The following is a 23,811-nucleotide window of genomic DNA, read 5'->3' on the forward strand; positions in this document are numbered from 1 at the left end:
GGCTCAATGACCGGGATGGGCAGGGCGAGCGGGGGCGCGGAGGCCGCGCCCGCCTCGCAGCAGGGGATGCGGCGGCAGAACCTCGCGGTGGTGATCGGCGCGGTCGCCGCGCACGGCCCGCTCTCCCGCGCGGACGTCGCCGGGCACACGGGCCTGACCAGGCCCGCCGTCTCCTCCCTGGTCGACGAGCTCATCGGACGCGGAGCGGTCACCGAGACGGAGACCGCGCCCAGCGGACGGGTCGGGCGCCCCGGACGTGCACTGGCCCTCAACGACCGTGGCCCCGCGGGCCTCGGCCTGGAGATCGGCGTCACCCACCTCGCCGCGTGCGTCGTGGACCTGCGCGGTGAACCCAGAGTGTGGCGCCGGGTGGAGCGGGCCAACGCGGGCCGGCCGGCCGGGCAGGTGCTGGCGGAGGCCGCCGCGCTGGGCGCCGAGGCGGAGGCGGAGGCCGCCGCCCTCGGCCTGCGCGTCGCGGGCCGCGTCCTGGCCGTGCCGGGAGTGGTGCCGAACGAGCCGGGCGGGCTGATCGGACACGCCCCCAACCTGGGCTGGCAGGCCGTCCGCCCCGCCGACCACTGGCCCGACCCGGACACCGTGCCCGAGCCGGAGAACGAGGCCAACCTCGGGGCGCTGGCCGAGCAGTGGCACCAGGGACACCCCGCCGAGACCTTCGTACACGTCTCCGCCGAGGCCGGCATCGGCGCCGCACTGGTCGTCGGCGGGCAGCTGTTCCGCGGCGCCCGCGGCTTCGCGGGCGAACTCGGCCACCTGCCCGTGCACCCGGAGGGCGCGCTCTGTGCCTGCGGGGCACGCGGCTGCCTGGAGCAGTACGCGGGCGAAGCGGCCGTGCTGCGCGAGGCCGGACTCGCGCACGTCGGCGACCCGGTGGCCCTGCTGGCCGAGCGGGCGGGCGCCGGGGACGCGGCGACCCTGCGCGCCCTGGACCGTGCGGGACGGGCCCTGGGCCTCGCCCTCACCTCGGCGGTGAACCTGATCGACCCGGACGCCCTCGTGCTGGGCGGCGCCTACGCCGAACTCGCCGACTGGCTCCTCCCGTCCGTCCGCGCCGAACTCGCCGCCCGGATCACCGTCCGGCCCTGGACCCCGGAGGCGGTACGCCCCTCCGCCCTGGGCCGACGCGGCCCGGTGTTGGGCGCGGCCTGGTCGACGGTCCGCCGCATCATCGCCGACCCCAGCCGTCTGCCGGAGCGCTCCTAGGCCGACGTCAGGGCTGTGGCCGTGCGGTGCGTCCGACCCGGCTCACCGGGCGGCATCCGACGGCTCGTAGCACAGGCTCGTCATGGGGGAGCGCACGGTCCAACCCAGCGAGGAGTAGAGCGCCCGGCCCTCGGGAGTGCCGACCAGGAGGCCGGTCCGTGCACCGGCCTCGTACGCGGTGCTCTGCAGCGTGCGCATCACCAGGCCGCCCAGGCCCTTGCGCCGGTGCTCGGCGGCGCTCTCGACCTGGTCGACCACGGCGCCGTGGCCGACATGGGCTATCTGTCCACGGGCGGCGAAGTGCCCGTCGCGCGTACGGACCAGCACCCGGCTGAGGCCGCCCCGGGTCCAACGGGTGAGCGTATAGCCGGCTGGCACCTCGGTGCGCTCCGGTTCAAGGCGACAGGTCATCAGGAAGCCGGGACCGTCGAGCCGCCAGCCCGGCCCGACCCAGGGCAGGACCGCCTGCTCCTCGGCGAACAGCTTCAGCCACGTCCCGGGCGCGCTCGTCGCGGCGACGATCTTGCGCACATCACCCTCGGAGGGCTCCGGCAGCACGTGCCGGGCGACGTGCTGGGGCTGTCCGACGTCGAGGCAGTCAGTGCCTGTGGGCCAACTCCGGCACCAGCTGGGGCGTCTGGGCCGACCACCCCAACACCGGGGGCATCAAGTCCTACCCCAACTCCACGAAAGCGATCAACAAGACGATCGACTCCCTCGGCTGGCTCACGAGCGACTACGACGTCAGCGTCCCGTCGTCCGGCGCGTACAACACGTCGTACGACATCTGGGACACCGACCACCAGTACGAGATCATGCTCTGGGTCAACTACAACGGAGCCGTCGGTCCGATCGGCACCTGGCAGGCCAACGTCTCGCTCGGCGGACACAACTGGAACGTGTACAAGGGCACCAACGGGTCGAACCAGGTGTTCTCGTTCCTGCGGACGTCCGACTCCAGCTCCGGCACCGTGGACGTCAAGCCGATCCTCCGGTGGATCGCGCACACCAGGGGCTGGATGTCCGGCGGCAAGACCATCGGCGACGTGCAGTTCGGCTATGAGATCACCTCGTCGTCCGGTGGCCTCAACTTCACCACCAACAACCTGACGGTCAGCGGAGGCTGACCCCGCATCAGGGCAGAGGCCGGTCCGCGCCCTCACCGGGGCCCGGACCGGCCTCGGCCGCCGTGCGTTCAGGTGTCCACGGGCGCGGCGGGAGTGCCTCGGGAGGAAGGCCTCGGGTCAGGAGGCGGCGGAGGGAGCCGGCCCCGTGCTCTCGCGCTCCGTCAACTCGGGTGCTATGAGCACGACTTCATCAGTGCCCCGGCCGTCCAGCTTGGCGACCAGACGCTCCACCGCGTGCCGGCCCATCTCCTGTGCGGGGATGGAGACCGACGTGAGCCGGACCGAGGCCTGGACGGCCACCTGGTCCGGGCAGATGGCGACCACCGACACGTCCTCGGGCACGGCGCGGCCCTGCCGGCGCAGCAGGGCGAGCAGCGGCTCGACGGCCTGCTCGTTCTGCACGACGAACCCGGAGGTGCCCGGACGCTCGTCGAGGATGCGGGCGAGGGTGACGGCCATCGCGTCGTAGCCGCCCCCGCACGGCCGGTGCAGCATCCTGATGTCCCACGTGCGTGCCCGGGAGCGCAGTCCGTCGAGGGTGCGCTCGGCGAAGCCGGTGTGCCGTTCGTAGACCGCGGGGGCCTCACCGATGACGGCGATGTCGCGGTGGCCGAGCTTCGCCAGATGCTCGACGCACAACGCGCCGGTCGCCTTGAAGTCGAGGTCGACGCAGGTCAGCCCCGAGGGGTCGGCGGGCAGCCCGATCAGCACGGACGGCAGGTCGGTGCCGCGCAGCAGCGGCAGCCGCTCGTCGTCGAGTTCCACGTCCATCAGGATCATCGCGTCCGCGAGTCCGCTGCCGGTGACGCGGCGGACGGCGTCGGGGCCCTCCTCGCCGGTCAGCAGCAGCACGTCGTACCCGTGCGTCCGGGCCGTCGTGGCGACCGCGATGGCGATCTCCATCATCACCGGCACGTACATGTCGGTGCGCAGGGGAACCATCAGCGCGATGATGTTCGACCTGCTGCTGGCCAGGGCGCGAGCGCCCGCGTTCGGGTGGTAGCCCAGCTCGCGGATGCTCTCCTCCACCCGCAGCCGGGTGGTCGCGGAGATGGACCGCTTGCCGCTGAGGACGTAGCTCACCGTGCTCGCCGACACTCCGGCGCGCTGAGCGACCTCGGCGAGGGTGACCATCCAGTTCTCCCAGGTGTGTAGAACGCTTCGACAGTGCGGGTCGACAGTGCGGGTCGGCAGTGCGGTTCGGCAGTACGCGCGTCCTTACGCGAGTAAGGACGCGCGCGTCATGTACGCCGACCCTACTGCCGGCCCGAGGGGGTGTCCATCTCTGGCGTCGAAGCGCTTCGACTAGCGCCAGGCCCCTGCTCCGGCCGCCGCGGGGGCGGGCGGCCGGAGCGGGGACCCGGTAGGTCAGGAGACCGTGCCGGTGACCGAGCTCCCGGACTTGGTGACGTGGTAGGTGACGGTGGCGCCGCTGTAGAAGTGGAAGACCAGCGTCGCCGGTTCTCCGTCGCGGAGCGCGTTCAGGAAATCGGGGGTCAGCACGATCGCGCCGTTCGCGTAGTCCGGGGAGAACGCCTTGTTGAACTCCTGGAACGGAGTCCAGTCGGTCGGGCCGGCGTTGCCGCCGTCGGCGTACGTGGCGTGCAGGGTGGCCACGTCGTTGCCCCGGTACTGGGTGGGAACGGAGAACGAGCCGGTGGTGCCGCCCGCGTCCGACACCGTCGGGGCGTCGTGGGTGACGATGTCGATGTTCCAGGGCAGCCCACTGGTGAACCGGGCCTGGAGCGTCGCGTTGACGCCGTAGGCGCGGTCGCCGACCAGACGGGTCAGCGTCTTGGCGGTGAAGGTGAGCTGGGCACCGGAGACGGTGTAGTCCCGTCCGGCCATCAGCTTGGTGCCGCCCTGCCACACCCCCCGGAAGTAGGTGCCGTTGAGGTTCAGGGTGAGCGACTTGGCGGTGACCGGGCTGGACTTCGGCACGAAGACCTTGTCGAAGGAGGCCGTGCCCGAGCGGGTGGTCCAGCTCGACTTGATCACGGCGAACAGCGCCGGATCACGCCACTGCAGGGTCTCGCGGTTCAGGTAGGAGAACGGGTCCCACAGGGCGGTGGTGATGCCGTACTTGCGCGCTCCGTAACCCACGTGCTCGAAGTACTTCAGCGCCTCGCCCCGCTCTATACGGGAGGGGGCGAAGTGGTTGGGGTAATCGAGCAGACCGTACTCGCCGAGATAGAGCGGGATGCCGCGGGCGACGAAGGTGCGGTGCAGGTTGGCGAAGGTGTCCTCCAGGTGCTTTTGCGCGACGGCGTCGTACAGGGTGCCGCCCGCGACGTTCACGCTGAACGGGTACCAGCTGTAGAAGTGCACCTGCGCGATGAGCTGGCGGTCCTTCAGCGCGGCGATGGTGTTGTACAGGTTGTCCAGGTGGACCTGGTCACCACTGCCGCCCGGTGTGGTCAGCGACAGCATGCGGCTCGCGTTCGCACCGCCCGAGGCGCGGACCACGGAGTGGAACGAGGTCTGCAGCTCCTTCAGGTAGGAGGCCTTCTGCGCGTCCGTGGCGTTGGCGAAGCTCGGCTCGTTGATGCCCTCGAAGATCAGAGTGCGCGGCGCGTCACGGAAGACCGTGGAGATCTGGGACCAGGTGGAGTTGAACCGGGCCATCACGTTGTCGTGGTCGCTCGTGATCTTCTCGACCCACAGCCACGAGTCGTGGTGGACGTTCAGCACCACGTACAGGCCGTCGGCCAGCGCCCAGTCGACGAGCTGCTCGACCCGGGCCATGTAGGCGGCGTCGACGGTGTACGGCGCGGTGGTGGACTGGTGGTCGGTCCAGGTCACCGGGATGCGCACGCTGCGGAACCCTTGGGCGGCGATGGTGTCGAAGGTCGCCTTGGTGGTCTGCCCGTTGCCCCAGGAGGACTCGTTGGGGAAGGCGTCCAGGGTGTTGCCCAGGTTCCAGCTGGGCTGCATCTGCGCGACGGCGTCCATGGGGTCGTCCGGAACCCTGACCGCCGGCCACGAGGGCTTGCGGTGGGCGTCGGGCGCGGCCAGGGCGGTGCCGCCGGTCAGCCCCAGCATGACGACCAGCGTCAGCAGGAGGGCGGCCAGGCGGCCCGTGCCCCTGCCGCGGTGCCGCGCGCGGTGCCGTATGTCGTTCATGTGGCATGCCTTTCGGTCGGTGGTGCGAAGGGAGGCTCTGGGTTCAGCCGTCGAGGGGCTCGTAGTCGAACCAGTCGAAGTGGACGGTGCCTTCGGCGGCGTACATGCCGATGACGCGGCCGGTGAAGCCGCCGGCGACCTCGGTCGACAGGTAGCGGCCGTCGAGGCTCGCGAGCTCGGCGAACGTGCCGTCGGGCTGCTCGACGCCGAAGGAGACGACGTCGGGTCCGCCGCACGGTCCGTCCGCGGGCGGCTGCGTGACCGTGACGGCGAGGACCACCGGCCCGGCGGACACCGGCCGTGCCGCCACGACCGTGCGCAGCGGGCCGACGCGCGCGATGACCCGTACCTCCGCGGCGGACGCCTCGATCGCGTAGTGGTGCTGCTCGTCGAGCCGGACGGCGAGGCCGCCGCGCCCTTGCGAGGAGTCGGTCAGGGTCCGCGCCCGGCACGCGAGGTGCTGCTGGCGCCGGCCGGTGAACACCGCGTCGGGGTCGTCCAGGGAGCGGCTCCGCGCGCGGAGCGTCAGCCAGCCGGGGCGCTCCTTGGTGGTGCAGTGTGCGGCGGGCCGGTCGCGCAGGGAGATCCAGGACGGTCGCAGCCCGGCGAGCTCGAAGTCGTCCCGCTGCTCCTCCACGGGCCCGGGGGAGAGCGGCCACGGGAGCTCGGGCAGCTCCAGGGCGACCTGGCCAACGATCGGCCAGCCGTCCACCCAGGTCACGGGGGTCAGGAAGGTCTCCCGGCCGAGCACGTGCCAGCCCGGCGTGCCGCCGCCCGGCCGGACGCCGAGCAGGACCATCCACCAGGAGCCGTCGGGGCCTTGGACCAGATCGGCGTGCCCGGTGTTCTGGACGGGGTGGTCGGTGCCGCGGTGGGTGAGGACCGGGTTGGCCGGGCACGGCTCGAACGGGCCGGCGGGCGTGGGCCCGCGGGCGATCGACACGGCGTGGCCGCGTTCGGTGCCGCCCTCGGCGATGAGCAGGTACCAGTGGTCGCCGATCCGGTACAGGTGCGGCGCCTCCGGGGCCTTGGCGTCCGGCCCGCCGGACCAGACCTGGTGCGGGGTTCCGTACGTCTGCCCGGTGTACGGGTCGATGCGGACCTGCGAGCCCCCGGCGACCGTGCACCAGCAGGTGCCGTCCTCGTCCCAGACCAGGTCGGGATCGATGCCGGGGACACCCGGCGCCCGGACGGGCTCCGACCACGGTCCGGCGGGATCGGTGGCCGTGACGATCAGGTTGCCGCCGCCCTCGCTGCAGTTGGTGACGATCAACCAGAAGCGGCCGTCGTGGTGGCGCAGCGTGGGGGCGTAGATCCCGCCGGAGGACAGCATGGAGAACGGCAGACGCAGTTGCTCCGGCCGGTCCAGGGCGTTGCCGATCTGCGTCCAGTGCACCAGGTCCCGGCTGTGGAAGAGGGGGACGCCGGGGAAGTACTCGAAGCTGGAGCAGGCCAGGTAGTAGTCGTCGCCGACACGGCAGACGCTGGGGTCGGGGTGGAGGCCGGGGAGCACGGGGTTGGCGGGGCGTCGGTCCGGCTGGCGCAGCGGGGGCACCCGAGGGGTCCTCTCGTCGGTTCGCGATGCGTGGGTGGGGTGGTGCGGAGCCTGTGTGGGCCGGTGGCCCCCGGGCGGGGGTCAGTGCCCGCGCAGAACCGCGCAGCCGCCGGGCGGCAGCTCGTGCGCGACGGCGTCGGTGAGCAGGTCGTAGGCGGGTACCGGCAGGGACACGGCCTCGGCGGTGTGGTTGAGCAGGATCTGCCAGCGGCGGCCGTCGGACGCGTGCCGGGTGACGGCTTCGACACCGGCCGGCAGGCCCGGCACGTCCGGTCCGACCCCCGCCTCCTTCAGCAGGCGGCCGACCAGGGCGGCGTAGTCGGCGCCGTCCAGGCGGGTGGAGAGGTACCAGCCCTGTCCGGTGCCGGAGCGGTGCCGGGTGAGGGCGGGGCTGCCCGTGAGCATGCCGTGGGTGTAGGCGGCGAGCGTCTGCGCGCCCTCCGTGCGCAGGCACTCGCTCCAGACCGTGCCGTGCGACCCGTCCGACAGGGTGATGCGTTCGTCCGTCCGCAGCGGCCGGTGCTCCTCGACGCGGATGCCCAGCGCCTCGCGCAGCGGGCCCGCCGGGTAGCCGCCCAGCCGGGCGTGCACGCGGCCGTCGACGAATCCGCTCGCGTGCTGGACGAGGAGCGTGCCGCCGCCCTCGACGTACCGGCGCAGATTGTCGGCGCCCTGGTCGGACAGCAGGAACAAGGACGGGGCGATGACCAGCCGGTAGCCGCCCAACCCGTGCTCCGGGTGGGCGAAGTCGGCCGTGACGCCCGCGTCCCACAGCGCCCGGTGCGCCTCGGCGAGCGGCGCGTGGTACTCCAGCCGGGCGGAGGGCAGGCCGTCCACCTCCAGCGCCCACATGGCGTCCGGGTCGTCGAGTACGGCGACCTGCGCGGTGACCGTGGATCCCGCCAGCTCGCCGAGCCGGGCGACCGCCTCGCCGGTCCGGGTGACCTCGCGGAAGATGCGGCTGTCGGGACCCGCGTGCGGCATCATCGCCGAGTGCCAGGTCTCGGCGCCGGCCCGGGCCTGGCGCCACTGGAAGAAGAGCGCCCCCTCCGACCCGCGCGCGATGTGGCCGAGGCTGTGGCGCAGGATCTCGCCGGGTTCCTTGCCGATCACCTGGTCGCCGTCGTATACCGTGCTGGTGCCCTGTTCCATCAGCAGCCACGGGCGGCCGCCGGCCAGGGAGCGGGAGCGGTCGGCGTAGAGGGCGACGTGGGCGGCGGAGTCCAGGCCCGGCTCGGACGGGTACTGGTCGGAGGTCACGACGTCGAGTTCACGCGCGAACGCCGACAGGTTGAGCCTCAGGTCGTAGGGCAGCATCAGGTTCGTCGTCACCGGGCGGTCGCTGTGCGCGCGGATCGCGTCGCGCTGCTCGCAGTACGCGGCGATGATCTCGTCGCCCCAGAAACGGTGGAAGTCCACCGTCTGGCCCGGGTTCTTGTGGTAGTTGGTCGCGCGTGGCGGCAGCACCTGCTCCCAGGCGGTGTAGCGCTGGCTCCAGAAGGCCGTTCCCCAGGCCTCGTTGAGTGCGTCGAGCGAACCGTGCCGGGCGCGCAGCCACACCCGGAAGGCCGCGGCCGTGTGGTCGCACCAGCAGAGCGTGCCGTACTCGTTGTGCACGTGCCACAGCGCGAGGGCGGGGTGGTCGCCGTACCGTTCGGCGAGCGCGGAGGCGATCTTGCGGGCCGCGCTGCGGTAGGCGGGGGAGGCGAGGCAGTACGTGTCACGGCTGCCGTGGACGTGGCGGGTGCCATCGGGCCGGACCGGCAGCGCGTCGGGGTGGGCCAGGGTGAACCAGGGCGGCGGGGAGGCGGTCGGGGTGGCCAGGTCGACGGCCACGCCGTTCGCGTGCAGGCGCTCGATGTGGGCGTCGAGCCAGGCGAAGTCGTAGCGGCCCTCCTCCGGTTCGAGCAGGGCCCACGAGAAGACGCCCACCGTGGCCAGGTTGACCCTGGCCCGGCGCATGAGCTCGTCGTCCTCCTTCCAGACCGGCTCGTCCCACTGCTCGGGGTTGTAGTCGCCGCCGAAGGCCAGGCCACCCAGGCGGTCGGTGATGCTGCGAGTCGTCATGACGGTTCCTCCGGTGCGGAGAGTGGAGTCGTGCTCTGACGAGGCGTCGGAGCCGAGGGGAGCGGCGTTCGGCCACGGCTTCGTGTGACGCCTGTCGAAGCGCTTCACCTCGGGCGACAAAAAGTAACGGACAAGTTTCGTGTTAAACAAGGGCATCTACCCATCCAGTGATGTCTGCGAGCCCACTTGGTGGCCTGGTGGGGAGGTTGAAGCGCTTCGACATGCCATGTGCGAAGCCCGCGACGACGTCGAACAGCTCACCGCGCCGTCGTCGCGGCCACGGGCCGCAGGGTGCGGCCGGAGATGCCTTCCAGGAGGGTGAGGAGGGTCTCGTTCTGTCCACCCGCGACGCCGCCCGCAGGGAACACGGTGCAGTACAGCTGGCCCGGCGTGTACTTCGAGGGCCGCGTCAGGGGCACCGGTGTGGGTATCGCGCTCAACGACCCGGCGGCCGACTACGACGTCCAGGTCGACCGAGCCACCGTCGCCACGCTTGTCAAGCCCGGCAGCACCACGCACTGGATCAGCGGACTCCAGGACCGCGAGCACGCCGTCCGGCTCGTCAAGCGCAACGACACCCCGGGGGACACCAGTACGTTCGGTGGATTCTCAGCCGCACCAGGCGGTGCCGTACTGGACGAACCGACGGCCCGCAGCCGTCAGATCGAGTTCATCGGCGACTCCCTCACGGTGGGCTACGGCAACCTCTCGATCTCCCGCACCTGCACCTGGGACCAGGTCCAGCGGAGCACCAACTCCGATGTGAGCTACGGGGCACTCGCCGCCCGGCAGCTGAACGCCGACTACCAGATCAACGGCTACTCGGGCCGCGGCATGGTGCGCAACTACAATGGAAGCTCGCCGGACGTCACCTACCGGACCTTCTACGACCGCGCCCTGTTGAGCGTGTCCGGCGACGTCTGGCAGAACCCGGGCACCCGGCGCCCCCAGGTCGTGGTGGTCAACCTCGGCACCAACGACTTCTCGACCGCCGTCAACCCCGGCGAGCCGTGGACGCCGGAAAGCCTCGCCGCCGACTACCGCAGCGCCTACGGCGACTTCCTCCAGAAGCTGCGCACGCGCTACGGGGCCGGGACGACCCTCGTCGCAGTCGGCGCCGGCCCGTACGCCGCCCATGTCCAGCAGGTGGTCAAGGCACGCAACGACGGCGGCGACAGCGGGGTTCGCTACTGGCACCTCGACGACTCGGGCCTGGACTTCCTCGGCTGCGACTGGCACTACTCGGCCCATGACGACCGACTCATCGCCGACCGCCTCGCCCCGTTCATCGCCGGCCTCCCGACGGGCTGGTGACGGGCAGGGCCTCACGTACGGACCTCAACGAAGAGCCTCAGGGAAGGGTCTCAAGGAAGGGCCTGCGCACACCAGATCGTTTTGCCGCGGGCGGTCTGCCGGGTGCCCCAGCCCTGGGTGAGCTGGGCGACCAGCAGCAGGCCCCGGCCGCCCTCGTCGAAGGCGCGGGCCCGGCGGAGGTGCGGAGCGGTGTTGCTCGCGTCGGAGACCTCGCAGATCAGGGACGCATCGCGAATCAGCCGCAGCCTGATCGGCGGCTCGCCGTACCTGATGGCGTTGGTGACCAGCTCGCTGACGACCAGTTCGGTGACGAACGACGCCTCCTCCAGCCCCCAGGCGTCCACCTGGTCCACGGCGAACTTCCTGACGAGCGGCACCTGCGCGGGGTCGGGCTCGACGTCCCAGTCGCTGACGTGGTGGGGGTCCAGGGCGTGCGTGCGAGCGAGCAGCAGGGCGGCGTCGTCGGTACGGCGTGCGGGGAGCATGACGTCCAACACCGTGTCGCACAGGGCCTCCAGTGAGGTGGCCGAGTGGTTCAGGACCCGCTGGAGTGCGGCGGTCCCCTGGTCGAGGTCGCGCTCGCGGCTCGCCACCAGTCCGTTGGTGTAGAGGGCGAGCAGACTGTCCTCGGGCAGTTCGAGCTCGGTGGCCTCGAAAGGCAGCCCACCGACGCCGAGCGGCGGTCCCGGCTGGACGAGTACCGGGGTCCTGGTGCCGTCCGGGGAGATGACCAGCGGCAGCGGATGGCCGGCGCTGGCCAGCGTGAAGCGGCGGGAGACCGGATCGTAGACCGCGTACAAGCAGGTCGCCCCGAACTCGCCGGCCGTCTCGACGTCGCCGGCTGACTGAAGGTCGCCCGACAGGTGGAGGACCAGGTCGTCCAGGTGGGTCAGCAGCTCGTCCGGCGGCAGATCGACGTCGGCGAGGGTGCGGACCGCCGTACGCAGCCGGCCCATGCTGGCCGAGGCGTGCAGGCCGTGGCCGACGACATCGCCGACGACCAGGGCGACCCGGGCGCCGGACAGTGCGATGACGTCGAACCAGTCACCGCCCACCTCAGCGCCGGTCCCGGCGGGCAGGTAGCGGGACGCCACCTCGATCGCCGCCGGGCTGGGCAGTCGCTGCGGCAGCAGGCTGCGCTGCAGGGTCAGCGCCGTGGTGCGCTCGCGCGAGTACCGGCGGGCGTTGTCGACGGCGACCGCCGCCTTGGCCGTCAGCTCTTCGGCGAGGATCAGGTCGTCGGCGGTGAAGGCCTCGGGCCGCTCGCGGCGGGAGAAGGCGACGACGCCGAGCAGCGCGCCGCGCGCCCGGAGCGGAACGGTGATCCGGCCGGTCAGTCCGTCCGCGGCGAGGGACCCGTTGATCACCGGATGGCCCGGTGGCCAGTGGGCCGGGTCGGCGGCGAGCCCGGGCCCGAAGGCCCATTCGCCGCCCTGGCCCGGCTCGGTGGCGAGCTCGACGGTGGACCCGCCGGTGGCCATGCAGCGGGCGGCGACGGAACCGGGAGGATGGCTGACCGGGGTCCTGGGACCGGGCGCCCGGTCGGTGTCGGTGTCCGCCCTCACGCTGTGCCGGGCGGCGCGGCTGAGCGCGATGCTCTCGCCAGGGGTGAACGCGGACGCGGAGGGCGGTTCCTCTCCGCGCAGCACCTCGTCGAAGAGGTCCACGGTGACGAGGTCGGCGAATCCCGGCACCGGGGCCCTGGCCAGTTCCTGGGCGGTTCCGAGCACGTCGAGTGTCCGGCCGATGCCCCCGCCGGCCTTGTTGAGGAGGAGCAGGCGCTGCCGGGCCCAGTACTCGGCGCTCATGTCGAATCCCCAGTTGGCGACCGCGCGGATCCTGCCCTCGGCATCTCGGACGGGCCACATGCTGGTGGCCCACGCGTTGGCGTAATCGCTGCCGAGCGGGCGGAAGACGGTGATGAGACGCGCGGGCTCCCCGGTCCTCGCCACCTCGGAGAGCCGGTCGGTGTACGCCATGTCGTCCAGTTCGGGGAAGAGCTCGCGGTACTTCTCACCGAGCACCTGCTCCTCGGAGTGCGCCATCACCCGGCAGGCGGAGGCGTTGACCCACAGGAACCGCAGCTCGGGGTCGTAGACGCCCAGGGCGAAGGGGCACTGCTCGAAGGCCCGGTCGGCGATCACCGGGCGCCGTCCCCACGGCTGGGCGGTCACCACGTGGCCCAGCGCGCGGCCGTCCGCGCCGTGCAGCGGATGAGCCGTCAGCGCGGCGTCCACCGTCGAACCGTTCCGGTGGCGCAGCGGGACGACCCCCGTGAGGTCGGAGCCGATGCCCTGGTTCCAGGGCACGCCGGGGGTGTGAGCGGCCAACAGGTCGGTTACGGGCCGTCCCACAGTCTCCTCCGCCGTCCAGCCCAGCAGCAGCCGCCCGCCCTCGCTCCAGCCGCTCACCATACCGTCCGGGTCGACCACGACCGCGGCGGTCGGGGCATCCTGCTTGGTCGGGGCATCCTGCTTGGCATCCATCTCCACGCGCCACGCCTCCGTCCGGACAGCGGAGCCGGCCAGGACCAGTTTCCAGCGGTCGCTTCCAGCCTAGGTCCGCTCCCTGCGGGACGCGTTCCCGGTCACCTTTCGTAGGAGGCCGTGAACACCACGTGACCGACGGTCTGGTCCGGGCGCTCCCGGGCGGGGCGCCGGGTGTCGCGTCGAAAGCATTGACACACCTAATTGTTAGCGTTAACACTCGTGCGGGAGTGGGCGCCGCACCACCACCCCGGGCCCGCCGACCAGGGCCGCGCACACCGGCCCCCGTTCCCGACTTCCTCCCCCACGGACCACGGAGTTCGCCATGCCGGCTCACCCCTTCAGCCGCCGCGCCATGATCAAGGCGACCGGCGTCGCCGCCGTGGCCGCGGCCACCGGCCCCGTCCTCGGCCTCGCCTCCGCCACCGCCACCGCCACCGCGCAGGCCTCCCCGGTCAGGTCCGACGTCGGAGTGTCGACGTTCCCGTTCGACATGGGCCAAGTCCGGCTCACCAACAGCCGATGGCTCGACAACCAGAACCGCACCCTCGCCTACCTCCGCTTCGTCGACGTCGACCGCCTGCTGTACAACTTCCGTGCCAACCACCGGCTTTCCACCAACGCCGCAGCCCCGCCCGGAGGCTGGGACGACCCGGCGTTCCCCTTCCGCACCCACGTGCAGGGCCACTTCCTCACGGCGTGGGCCCAGGCCTACGCCGCACTCGGGGACACCACCTGCCGCGACAAGGCCGACCGCATGGTGGCCGAACTCGCCAGGTGCCAGGCCAACAACGCCACCGCGGGCTTCTCCACCGGCTACCTCTCGGGCTTCCCCGAGAGCGACTTCACCAGCCTCGAAGCAGGCAGGCTGAGCAACGGCAACGTCCCGTACTACTGCATCCACAAGACCATGGCCGGTCTGCTCGACGTGTGGCGCCTCATCGGGAACACCCAGGCCCGCGACGTGCTCCTCGCGCTCGCCGGCTGGGTCGACCGACGCACCGCCCCCCTCAGCCGCAGCACGATGCAGTCGTTGATGGGCGTCGAGTTCGGCGGCATGAACGAGGTACTGGCCGACCTCTACCAACAGACCGGCGACGCACGCTGGCTGACCTGCGCCCAGCGCTTCGACCACGCCGCGGTCTTCGACCCCCTCGCCGCGAACCAGGACCAGCTGAGCGGCCTGCACGCCAATACGCAGGTGCCCAAGTGGATCGGAGCCGTCCGCGAGTACAAGGCCACCGGGACGACCCGCTACCGCGACATCGCCACCCACGCATGGGCGATCTGCACCACCTCGCACACCTACGCCATCGGCGGCAACAGCCAGGCGGAACACTTCCGGGCCCCGAACGCCATCGCCGGCTTTCTCGTCCGCGACACCTGCGAGCTCTGCAACTCCTACAACATGCTCAAGCTGACCCGGGAACTGTGGCAGCTGGAGCCCGACCGGGCGTCGTACTTCGACTTCTACGAGAAGGCGCTGCTCAACCATGTCATCGGCGCCCAGAACCCGGCCGACCCGCACGGACACGTCACCTACTTCACCCCCCTCAACCCGGGCGGCCGCCGCGGCGTGGGCCCGGCCTGGGGCGGCGGCACCTGGAGCACCGACTACGGCACCTTCTGGTGCTGCCAGGGCACGGGCGTCGAGTCCAACACCAAGCTGATGGACTCGATCTACTTCCACGACGGCACCACCCTCACGGTGAACCTGTTCCTCCCCTCCGTCCTGAACTGGACCCAGCGAGGGATCACGGTCACCCAGACCACCTCCTATCCGGCCGGCGACACCACGACGCTCAAGGTCACCGGCAGCGTCGGCGGGACCTGGTCGATGCGCGTCCGCATCCCCGGTTGGACCGCGGGCGCCACCCTCAGCGTCAACGGCGTCGCCCAGAGCGTCACGGCCGACCCGGGCACCTACGCCACCCTCACCCGGTCCTGGGCCCCCGGCGACACCGTCACCGTCAAGCTCCCCATGCGCGTGGCCCTCCACGCCGCCAACGACGACCCCGCCGTCGCGGCGATCACCTACGGCCCCGTCGTCCTCGCGGGCAACTACGGCAGCACCGCACTGTCCGCCCTCCCGGCCCTGGACCCCTCCTCGATCACCCGGACCAGCGCCGCCGCCCTCACCTTCACGGCCACCGCCAACGGGACGAAGGTCGACCTCGCCCCCTTCCACGACGCCCAGGGCTTCAACTACACCGTCTACTGGCGGACCGACCGCCCCGGCCTCCGTCTCGTCAACGCGGCCAGCGGACTCGTCCTCGGCATCCGGGACATGTCCACGGCCGACGGGGGCCTCGCCCTGCAGTGGACCGACTCCGGTACCACCGACCACACATGGATCCCCCTCGTCGACGGCGCCGCACTGCGGCTGCGCAACCTCAACAGCGGCAAGGTCCTCGGCGTGAAGGACATGTCCACCGCCGACAACGCCCCGATCCTCCAATGGGCCGACACCGGCACCGCCGACCACCGGTGGACCGTCGTGGACGCCGGCAACGGCTACCACAAGCTCCGGAACGTCCACACGGGAAAGCTGCTCGGCATCGAGGGCGGCTCCACCGCCAACGGCGCCGCGGCCGTGCAGGTGCCCGACACCGGCGCCCCCTCCGGCCAGTGGCAGCTCGTCCCCGACGGTGCCAGGCGCATCCAGAACGTCGCCAGCGGGCGGGTCCTCGGCGTGCAGGCCATGTCCACCGCCGACGGCGGCCTCGCCGTCCAGTGGGACGACAACGGCACCGCCGACCATCTCTGGACGGCCGTCGTCGACACCGGCGGCCACCTGCGCCTGCGCAACTCCCACAGCGGCAAGGTCCTCGCCGTGGAGAACGGCGGCACCGCCAACGGCTCCCGGATCGTCCAGTGGGCGGACAACGGCGCCGCCGACCACCGCTGGCGCCTGCGCCACGGCGGCGGCGACACCTTCAGGATCCAGTGCGCCACCAGCGGCCGCGTCCTCGGTGTCTCCGGCGCCTCCACGGCCCAGGGAGCCCAGACCGTCCTGTGGGACGACAACGGCACCGATGACCACCTATGGCGATTCATCTGACCCCGCGCCGAGTCCCGCGCGCACCATCTACGACCGCCGGAGGATCCCGCATTGTCCGCGCGCTATTTCGAGGACTACACCCCCGGTCTCGGCAGGGCGGCGCCGCGCGCGGCCCTGGACTCCGACGCCCCGGACTTCGACGACGGCTCCTGGGACGCCCTTCGCGTCCCCTCCCACTGGCAGCTGCACGGCTACGGCCGGCCCCTCTGCGTCAGCATCGCCTAGCCGATATCTGTCGACCCGCCCTTCGCCCCGACGAGAACGAGATCGGGGACTACCGCCGGACCTTGGACCTCCCCCCCCGACCTGGGCGGGCACACCGGCCGCAACGTGCTGGCGGTGCGGGTGTACCAGTTCTCCGCGGGCACCTACCTCCCGAAGGTCACGTGGTCGGCTGGGGGCAACTGCGGCTCTCCCCGGCGGGCCGCCGCCGGCGGATCGGCCCGCCGGGGCGGGCCCGCAGCGAGGGCGAGCACATCCTGCTCGGCCCCGGCCGCTTCGACCGCACCACCGGAGCGCTGGTCGCGATCGGCGGACTTGCCCTCCGCGGGCCACGGCTGAACCTGTGGCGTGCCCCCACCGACAACGACCGTGGCTGGTCGCAGCGCGACGCCGCCTACGGGAAGGACCGCGGACTGGACCGACTGCGCCGGCGCACCGTCTCCGTCACTCCCGACGCACAGGGCATGACGTCGTCGTCCGCAGCGCCGCCGCCGCGGGCAGCTGCGGCTACCTCACCACCTACAGCTGGGACGGCGACGGCGAACTGCGCCTGCGGGTCCACGCCGAACCCTGCGGCCACTGGCCCGAGCGCGACGACACCTTCCACGACACCATGGTCGACCCGGCGCTCCCGCCGGAGGAATACCAGGAGCTGCTCCGCAGGAACAGGTCCCGCTCCCTGGCCGCATCGGACTGGACTGGGAGGTTCCCGCCGACTGGTCCCGGGTGGAGTGGTTCGGCGCGGGAGCGGGCGAGGCCTACCCCACTCCTGGCAGGCAGTTCACGTCGGACGTTTCCGCGCGGCCGTGGACGAGCTGCAGACGCCCTACGTACGCTCGACGCCGCACGGCACCACGGCGACCTCGTCCCGGGCCCGGTGATCCACCTTCACACCGACCATGCCGTCCAGGGCCTCGGCAGCGCCGCTGTGGGACCCCGTGTCGTGCTCAGTACCGGCCCGAACTCGCGTCGGCGGACTTCGCGTTCATCCGGACTCCCCTGCAGCAGAGCTGAGACCGTCGAGCGGCCCGGCGCACCAGAGTTCCTGGTGCGCCGGGCCGCTCCGTCGATGGCCAGCCCCTGCCTCGGCCCCACGCGAGGACGGCATCTGCTTGACGTCGTCCGAGGTCGCGGCCGTGATCGAGGGCATGCTGCGGACCAAGGCCCGGTCGACGTCACTCGTGATCCAGCGGCTCCAGCCGCGGGCCTCGCCCAGGGCTCGGGCCGTCTGCCGGGCCCGGACGAGCCAAGGGCCGGCCAGGTCGGCGTGCCGTTCCCGGTCTGACCGGTGAAAGTCCCGGACCGTGGTGAAGAGCGGCAGCTGCACCCAGCCCGTGATCACACGCGGCGGAGCGGGAACAGGTGGTCGCTTCGCCTCAAACCATGCGGGCAGGGGCGGTACGGCTGGTCAGGCTTGATCCGCGGCACGCAGGGCTCGCGCCAGCCACTCCAGCTCCTCGGACGCGTCGGGAGACGAATACTGTCCGCGCACGCGGGCGACGAGCCTGCGGTAGCGATCTGCCCCTGCCTCGATCCCGGCCTCCAGGCACAACAGGACGGCGGCCCGATCGGCGTCGCCGAACAACTCGGACAACACTTCGGCCGCTGCCGGTCCCTCAGGGGCGATCCCGCGTTTTCTCACCTCCGCGACGGTCTCCACGACCTGCCTGGCCCACCAGATGGACGCCCCGGGGGCACGACTCTGCCCGGGGACCGGGGTGCTCAGCTCCAGCATGGTGCGCATCCGGGCGCGGAAGCCGGGGTCCCGCACCAGCTCGGCCAGTTCGATCCAGGCGTCGACCTGCTCGGGTGCGGGGTCGTCGGGCAGTTCGACGCTGAAGGTGCGCATGCGGTCACGCAGGCGCGGGTCGACGTCGAGACCGCCGAACACCTCCTCCTTGAACTCGTCGATGATCTGCTTGCGTTCGGCGGCGGACAGCCGTGCCAACCGGTTCATCAGTGCTGTCTCCTCAGCGGTCGAACCACGCTTCGATACGGTGGACAGGACGGCCCGGCTCACCTTGAGGGAGCGGATCTGCGCGTCGAGCGCGGCCACGTGCGCGTCGGCGACCTCGGCGACCGTGGTGCGGCCGCTCAGGACGCGGCACACGTCGTCGAGCCCGAGGCCCAGCTCCCGCAGGGTGCGGACCAGCTCGACGCGGGCCACGGACTCGGCGTCGTACAGCCGGTAGCCGCTCGCGGAGCGGGCCACGGGCGGCACTGCTCCCTCGTCCGACCAGAAGCGCAGGGTGCGCACCGGAAGGCCGGTGCGGTGCGCGAGCCGGCCGATGGTGAGCACGTCGGGGCGTTCGTCTTCCATGGGTGAGATCCTGGACCCTCCAGCCGCTGGAGACTCAAGCACCCGGGCACGCGAGCCGGTGGATCTTGACGTCGAGGGGCTTTCCGCCGCTTGCCGTGTCGGTCATGCAGGTCCACAGGAGCTCGTGGACCCGGGACACGACGGGGCTCAGCGAAGGCGCATCAGTCCTGGCAGCAACACCACCTGCCGTGGATGCGCACCTCAAGAGGATCGCCTGCACCACTGCGCAGGGCAGGGAAAGCAGGAGACGTGCCGGGAACCTCGCCTGTCAGTGCTGCCGGCCTCGTGTTCCTCAAGTGCGTCATCTCGTCGTGCCGGGCGGCGAGCCGGGACAGCACGAGCTTCCGACGCCCAGACGTCGAGGCCGGTCGGCCGGGGCCCGGCTGCGGGGAACCGGGCTGGGCTTCAACGGGTTCACAGGCCGCGTGCCAGCCGGTAGTACGCCTGGTTCCAGCGCAGATCGCGCCGGAACTGCTTCGCGGTGGTGGTCTCGTCGATGAGGAGGAGCTCCACGCTGAGCATGTCCGCCAGGTCGTCGAGGTGGTCGGAGGTGAGGGCGGTGCTGAGGACGGTGTGGTGCGGTGCTCCGGCCGTCAGCCAGGATTCGGTGGAGGTCCGAAGATCGGGACGGGGCCGCCAGACCGCGCGGGCGACGGGCAGGGCGGGCAGCGGGTGAGGGGGTGCCACCACGTCGATGTCGTTGGCGATCAGACGGAAGCGGTCACCGAGGTCGGCCAGACCGACCACCACGGCCGGGCCGGGCGCGGCGTCGAACACCAGCCGGACCGGGTCCTCCCGCCCGCCGATGCCGAGGGGATGGATCTCGCAACGGGGCCTGTCGGTCGCCAGGGTGGGGCAGACCTCCAGCATGTGCGCGCCGAGGATGAGCTCGTCGCCGGGCGTCATGTCGTAGGTGTAGTCCTCCATGAAGGAGGTGCCGCCCGGGAGACCGGCCGCGGCCACCTTGAGCGCGCGCAGCAGGACGGCGGTCTTCCAGTCGCCCTCTCCGCCGAAGCCGTACCCCTGGGCCATCAGCCGCTGGACCGCGAGGCCGGGCAGCTGGCGCAGTCCGCCCAGGTCCTCGAAGTTGGTGGTGAAGGCCCCGAAGCCGCCGGCTTCGAGGAAGGTGCGCAGACCGGCCTCGATGCGGGCCGCGTAGCGCAGCGAGTCGTGCCGCTCGCCTCCCGGTCGCAGCTGCGGTGTCAGCTCGTACAGGTCCTCGTACTCCTTGACGAGGGTCGTCACCTCGGTCTCGTCCGCGCTGTCGACGACCTCCACCAGGTCGTTGACGCCGTACGTGTTGACGGAGACGCCCAAGCGCAGCTGCGCCTCGACCTTGTCGCCCTCGGTCACGGCCACGTCGCGCATGTTGTCGCCGAACCGGGCGACCTTGAGGGTGGCCAGTTCCGTACGCGCGGCGGCGGCCCGCGCCCAGGTCGCGACGCGTGTGATCGTCACCGGATCGGTTACGTGCCCGGCCACCGTCTTGCGGGGTACGCCCAGACGGGCCTGGATGTGCCCGAACTCGCGGTCGCCGTGGGCGGCTTGGTTGAGGTTCATGAAGTCCATGTCGATGGTGTCCCAGGGCAGGGCCACGTTCGACTGGGTGTGGAGGTGCAGCAACGGCTTGCGCAGGGCGTCCAGTCCGGCGATCCACATCTTGGCCGGCGAGAAGGTGTGCATCCACGCGATGAGCCCGATGCACCGGTCGTCGGCGTTCGCGTCGAGGCACACCCGGCGGATGGCCCCGGCGTCCGTTAGCACCGGCTTCCACACCACGCGTGCGGGAATGCCGGAGTCGTCGGCCAGCGCTGTGGCGATCTGCCGTGACTGGTGGGCGACCTGCTGGAGCGTCTCCTCCCCGTACAGGCCTTGGCTGCCGGTGAGGAACCAGATTTCCTGGGCGGGAGACGTGGGGCTGGGCACATGGACTCCTGAAGGTGACGTCCCGCAACGGTGGTGAGGGCACGGCGGGCGGGTGGGGAAGGGGTGATGAGCAGCGGGGGCGGTCAGCCCGCGGTGCGGGCCGTGTCGCGGATCCTCCTCAGGCGGTGCAGCGGGCCGCCGTCGGCGAAGTGGTCGTGCAGGAGCCGGTACTCGGCGAAGAGGGCGTCGTAGGCGTCGGCCCGGGAGGTGTCGGGCACGTACCCGGCGGGCCGTCGGCGGCCCATGGCGGCGGTGGCCGTGCGCACGTCGGGGTGCGCGCCGGCGGCTACGGCAGCGTGGATGGCCGACCCCAGGGCCGGGCCCTGGTCGGACGCGGCGAGGGAGACGGGGCGGCGCAGCACGTCGGCGTAGATCTGCATCAGCAGCTCGTTCTTGGCCAGTCCGCCGGCGACGATGAACTCGTGCACCGGTACGCCGCCCGACTCCAGGGCCTCCACGATGACACGGGTGCCGAACGCGGTGGCTTCGAGCAGCGCGCGGTAGACGTCCTCGGGGCGGGTCGCGAGGGTGAGACCCACGATGACCCCGGACAGGTGGTGGTCGACGAGGACCGAACGGTTGCCGTTCAGCCAGTCGAGGGCGACCAGTCCGTGGCCGCCCACCGGCTGGTCCGCGGCTTTGCGGGTCAGCAGGGTGTGCAGGTCCTCGCCGCGGTCGGCGGCCTCGGCCAGGTAGTCCGACGGGACTCCCTGGTCCAGCACCCAGGCGAAGATGTCACCGACCGCGCTCTGGCCGGCCTCGTAGCCGTAGGTCCCCTCGACGATCCCACCGTGGACGACACCGCAGATGCCGGGGACGTCGGCGAGGACGGGAGCGTTCACGACGTGGCAGGTGGAGGTGCCCATGATGGCGAGCAGTTGACCGTCCTCGACGGCCTGGGCCGCCGCCGCGGTGACATGGGCGTCGACGTTGCCCGCGGCCACGGCGATGCCGGGGCGCAGCCCCGTCCAGGCGGCCGCCTCAGTACTGAGTGAGCCCACGCGGGAGCCCAGCGCGGAGAGGGGGAAGGCGAGGCGGGTGCGTGCGAAGTCGGCGAACCGGGGGTTCAGCGCGGCCAGGTAATCCTCGCTCGGGTAGGCGCCGTCCTGGTGGATGCCCTTGTATCCGGCCGTGCAGGCGTTGCGGGACTCGGTTCCGGTGAGCTGCCACACGATCCAGTCGGCGGCCTCGATCCACCGCGCGCACGTGTCGTAGACCAGCGGATCCTCCTCCAGGACCTGGAGGGCCTTCGCGAACTGCCACTCGGCGGAGATCCGGCCGCCGTAGCGGGCGATCCACTTCTCGCCGCGGGCGTGGGCGAGTTCGTTGATGCGGTCGGCGTGCGACTGGGCCGCGTGGTGTTTCCAGAGCTTGGGCCACGCGTGCGGCCGTCCGGCGAGCTCCGTCTCGGCGAGGGGAGTGCCGTCGGCCAGCGTGGGCAGGACGGTGCAGGCGGTGAAGTCGGTGGCGATGCCGATCACCGCGGCGGGATCGATCCCGGCCGCCGCCACGGCCTGCGGGACGGCGCTGCGCAGGACCTCCCTCCAGTCCTGGGGGTGTTGCAGGGCCCAGTCCGGGGGCAGCCCGGCACCGCCGTTCGGCAGCTGGCGGTCGATGACGCCGTGCCGGTACGGGTGGACCGCCGCGGCCAGCTCCTGACCGTCGCGCACCCGCACCACGACGGCGCGGCCCGACAGCGTGCCGAAGTCGACGCCGACCGTGTACTGCTCCGATTCCTCGGAGTGCGGGGCGTGGGCGGGGGGGTGGGGTGACGTCAACGGAGTGCCTTTCGAAGGAGCCGTGGGGCTGGCCGGCCGTGCGGCCGGGCGCGGCGGGGCAGGCGCAGGTGCCGCCCCGCGGACCTGGCGGTCGGACGGTGGTTCCCCCGCAGTGTGAGCGCTAACAATGTCGATAGGCAAGGGGTGGGCGCGGGTCGCCTGTGAGCTCCAGCCTCGCGGGGGCCGCCCGGATGGGTCGGGCGCCCGAGTCGATCTCGCGTCCAGGTGCGGTGGGTACGCGCTTCCCGCGGGTGGTCGGCCGGGCCGACGGCGTCGCGAAGGACGCGCCCCGCCCCGGCATCGCACCCGGCGCGGTAACGGACAGGTAACGCACGCAAGGGGGTTGAGAACGCGGCTTGTTAGCGCTCACAATGCGACAGCGCCGCCGCCCTCAGGAAATCCCCTCCTGCCGGTTCCGACTTCGACTGCGACTCCGGTTCCCCTTCCGGCTTCGACGTCGACGCCGGCCACCCGGCCGTGCGGCGCCTCTTCCGTACACCGTGAAAGGACACACGACATGGCTCGCAGAGCAGCTATCGTCCTCACCGCCGCCCTCCTCGCCTCCTCGGCGTTGACCGCCTGCTCGACCGAGAAGCCCGCCTCCGACTCCTCCCCGGGAGCCAAGACGGGCTCCGGCGGCACGATCACCCTCGGCTTCGCCCAGGTCGGCGCGGAGAGCGGTTGGCGTACCGCCAACACCAAGTCCGTCCAGGAGGCGGCGAAGAAGGCCGGCATCACCCTCAAGTTCTCCGACGCGCAGCAGAAGCAGGAGAACCAGATCAAGGCGATCCGCACCTTCATCCAGCAGAAGGTCGACGTCATCGCCTTCTCGCCGGTCGTGGAGTCCGGCTGGGACACGGTGCTGAAGGAGGCCAAGGACGCGGGCATCCCGGTCATCCTCACCGACCGGGCCGTGGACACCAAGGACACCTCCCTCTACAAGACCTTCCTGGGCTCGGACTTCGTCAAGGAGGGCAAGTCCGCGGGCGAGTGGCTGACCGCCGCCTACGCGAACGAGCAGGGCCCGGTCAACATCGTCGAGCTCCAGGGCACCACCGGATCCGCACCCGCCAACGACCGCAAGTCCGGCTTCGCCGACGTCATCCGCGCCGACGACAAGTTCAAGATCGTGGCCTCGCAGTCGGGCGACTTCACCCGCGCCAAGGGCAAGGAGGTCATGCAGGCGTTCCTGAAGTCCCAGAAGGACATCGACGTCCTCTACGCCCACAACGACGACATGGCCCTCGGCGCCATCCAGGCCATCGAGGAGTCCGGCAAGAAGCCCGGGACGGACATCAAGGTGATCTCGGTGGACGGCATCAAGGACGCGTTCGTCGCGATGACCGAGGGCAAGATCAACGTCGTGGTGGAGTGCAACCCGCTGCTCGGTGACCAGCTGATGGAGCTGACCAAGAAGGTCGCGGCGGGGCAGGAGGTCCCGACGCGCGTCGAGACCGAGGAGGGCGTCTTCCCGCAGGACAAGGCCGCGGCCGCGCTGCCGACCCGGAACTACTGACGGGGCGCGGTTCCGGGGCCGGAGGAGGCCCGTCGCAGGCCCGGAGCAGGCCCGGAGCCCGGAGCAGGCCCGGAGCAGGCCCGGAGCGGACCCGG

At 71.7% G+C, this 23,811-nt stretch carries 16 protein-coding genes and 1 pseudogene; 6 read left to right on the plus strand and 11 right to left on the minus strand.

Going from position 1 to position 23,811, the window contains the following annotated elements; all coding sequences use genetic code 11:
- Positions 1–6: 6 nt before the first annotated feature.
- Positions 7–1,221: an ROK family protein gene (locus tag AC07DU_RS12930; RefSeq protein WP_479033283.1), complete on the plus strand. Its 1,215-nt coding sequence runs from the start codon at positions 7–9 to the stop codon at positions 1,219–1,221.
- A gap of 42 nt (positions 1,222–1,263) precedes the next feature.
- Here the strand turns inward: AC07DU_RS12930 and AC07DU_RS12935 are convergent, their stop codons facing one another.
- Complete coding sequence (locus AC07DU_RS12935) at positions 1,264–1,752, minus strand: GNAT family N-acetyltransferase (RefSeq protein WP_479111237.1); 489 nt, start codon at positions 1,750–1,752, stop codon at positions 1,264–1,266.
- Between the two features lie 62 nt (positions 1,753–1,814).
- Between AC07DU_RS12935 and AC07DU_RS12940 the strand changes: the two are divergent.
- A pseudogene (locus AC07DU_RS12940) lies at positions 1,815–2,348 on the plus strand (GH12 family glycosyl hydrolase domain-containing protein); the annotation flags it as partial.
- A 117-nt stretch (positions 2,349–2,465) separates the two neighbouring features.
- Here the strand turns inward: AC07DU_RS12940 and AC07DU_RS12945 are convergent.
- The 5 genes from AC07DU_RS12945 to AC07DU_RS12965 form a co-directional block, all read right to left on the minus strand.
- Entirely contained in the window at positions 2,466–3,482 is a 1,017-nt protein-coding gene (locus AC07DU_RS12945) for a LacI family DNA-binding transcriptional regulator (protein ID WP_479033301.1), read from the minus strand.
- A 234-nt stretch (positions 3,483–3,716) separates the two neighbouring features.
- Positions 3,717–5,471 carry a cellulase family glycosylhydrolase gene (locus AC07DU_RS12950; RefSeq protein ID WP_479111239.1) on the minus strand — a complete coding sequence of 585 codons (1,755 nt, stop codon included), beginning with the start codon at positions 5,469–5,471 and terminating at the stop codon, positions 3,717–3,719.
- 43 nt (positions 5,472–5,514) lie between these two features.
- The gene (locus AC07DU_RS12955) at positions 5,515–7,026 is read right to left on the minus strand and encodes a glycoside hydrolase family 43 protein (RefSeq protein ID WP_479111241.1); all 1,512 of its coding nucleotides are present in this window, start codon (positions 7,024–7,026) and stop codon (positions 5,515–5,517) included.
- Between the two features lie 81 nt (positions 7,027–7,107).
- Entirely contained in the window at positions 7,108–9,093 is a 1,986-nt protein-coding gene (locus AC07DU_RS12960) for a beta-galactosidase (protein WP_479111243.1), read from the minus strand.
- A gap of 257 nt (positions 9,094–9,350) precedes the next feature.
- Positions 9,351–9,512, minus strand: a complete 162-nt coding sequence (locus AC07DU_RS12965; protein ID WP_479111245.1) for a hypothetical protein — start codon at positions 9,510–9,512, stop codon at positions 9,351–9,353.
- Positions 9,513–9,516: 4 nt separating this feature from the next.
- Between AC07DU_RS12965 and AC07DU_RS12970 the strand changes: the two genes are divergently transcribed.
- On the plus strand, positions 9,517–10,407 hold the full coding sequence (locus tag AC07DU_RS12970) for an SGNH/GDSL hydrolase family protein (RefSeq protein WP_479111247.1): 891 nt from the start codon (positions 9,517–9,519) through the stop codon (positions 10,405–10,407).
- Between the two features lie 50 nt (positions 10,408–10,457).
- Here AC07DU_RS12970 and AC07DU_RS12975 read toward each other — a convergent pair whose 3' ends face one another.
- Positions 10,458–12,893, minus strand: coding sequence for a SpoIIE family protein phosphatase (locus tag AC07DU_RS12975; protein WP_479111602.1), 2,436 nt, complete (start codon positions 12,891–12,893; stop codon positions 10,458–10,460).
- A 325-nt stretch (positions 12,894–13,218) separates the two neighbouring features.
- Between AC07DU_RS12975 and AC07DU_RS12980 the strand changes: the two genes are divergently transcribed.
- Complete coding sequence (locus AC07DU_RS12980) at positions 13,219–15,954, plus strand: beta-L-arabinofuranosidase domain-containing protein (RefSeq protein ID WP_479111249.1); 2,736 nt, start codon at positions 13,219–13,221, stop codon at positions 15,952–15,954.
- 51 nt (positions 15,955–16,005) lie between these two features.
- Entirely contained in the window at positions 16,006–16,179 is a 174-nt protein-coding gene (locus AC07DU_RS12985; RefSeq protein WP_479111251.1) for a hypothetical protein, read from the plus strand.
- A 982-nt stretch (positions 16,180–17,161) separates the two neighbouring features.
- Here AC07DU_RS12985 and AC07DU_RS12990 read toward each other — a convergent pair.
- From AC07DU_RS12990 to AC07DU_RS13005, 4 genes are all read right to left on the minus strand, one after another.
- Positions 17,162–17,503, minus strand: coding sequence for a hypothetical protein (locus AC07DU_RS12990; RefSeq protein WP_479111253.1), 342 nt, complete (start codon positions 17,501–17,503; stop codon positions 17,162–17,164).
- Between the two features lie 81 nt (positions 17,504–17,584).
- On the minus strand, positions 17,585–18,496 hold the full coding sequence (locus AC07DU_RS12995; RefSeq protein WP_479033327.1) for a helix-turn-helix domain-containing protein: 912 nt from the start codon (positions 18,494–18,496) through the stop codon (positions 17,585–17,587).
- Between the two features lie 414 nt (positions 18,497–18,910).
- On the minus strand, positions 18,911–20,422 hold the full coding sequence (gene araA, locus AC07DU_RS13000; protein WP_479111255.1) for an L-arabinose isomerase: 1,512 nt from the start codon (positions 20,420–20,422) through the stop codon (positions 18,911–18,913).
- A gap of 83 nt (positions 20,423–20,505) precedes the next feature.
- Positions 20,506–22,200 carry a ribulokinase gene (locus tag AC07DU_RS13005; RefSeq protein ID WP_479033332.1) on the minus strand — a complete coding sequence of 565 codons (1,695 nt, stop codon included), beginning with the start codon at positions 22,198–22,200 and terminating at the stop codon, positions 20,506–20,508.
- A 517-nt stretch (positions 22,201–22,717) separates the two neighbouring features.
- On the opposite strand from AC07DU_RS13005, the gene AC07DU_RS13010 reads away from it, so the two are divergent.
- Entirely contained in the window at positions 22,718–23,716 is a 999-nt protein-coding gene (locus AC07DU_RS13010; RefSeq protein WP_479111257.1) for an ABC transporter substrate-binding protein, read from the plus strand.
- Positions 23,717–23,811 lie beyond the last annotated feature (95 nt).

This window comes from Streptomyces sp. NPDC045695 (genome assembly GCF_056432025.1).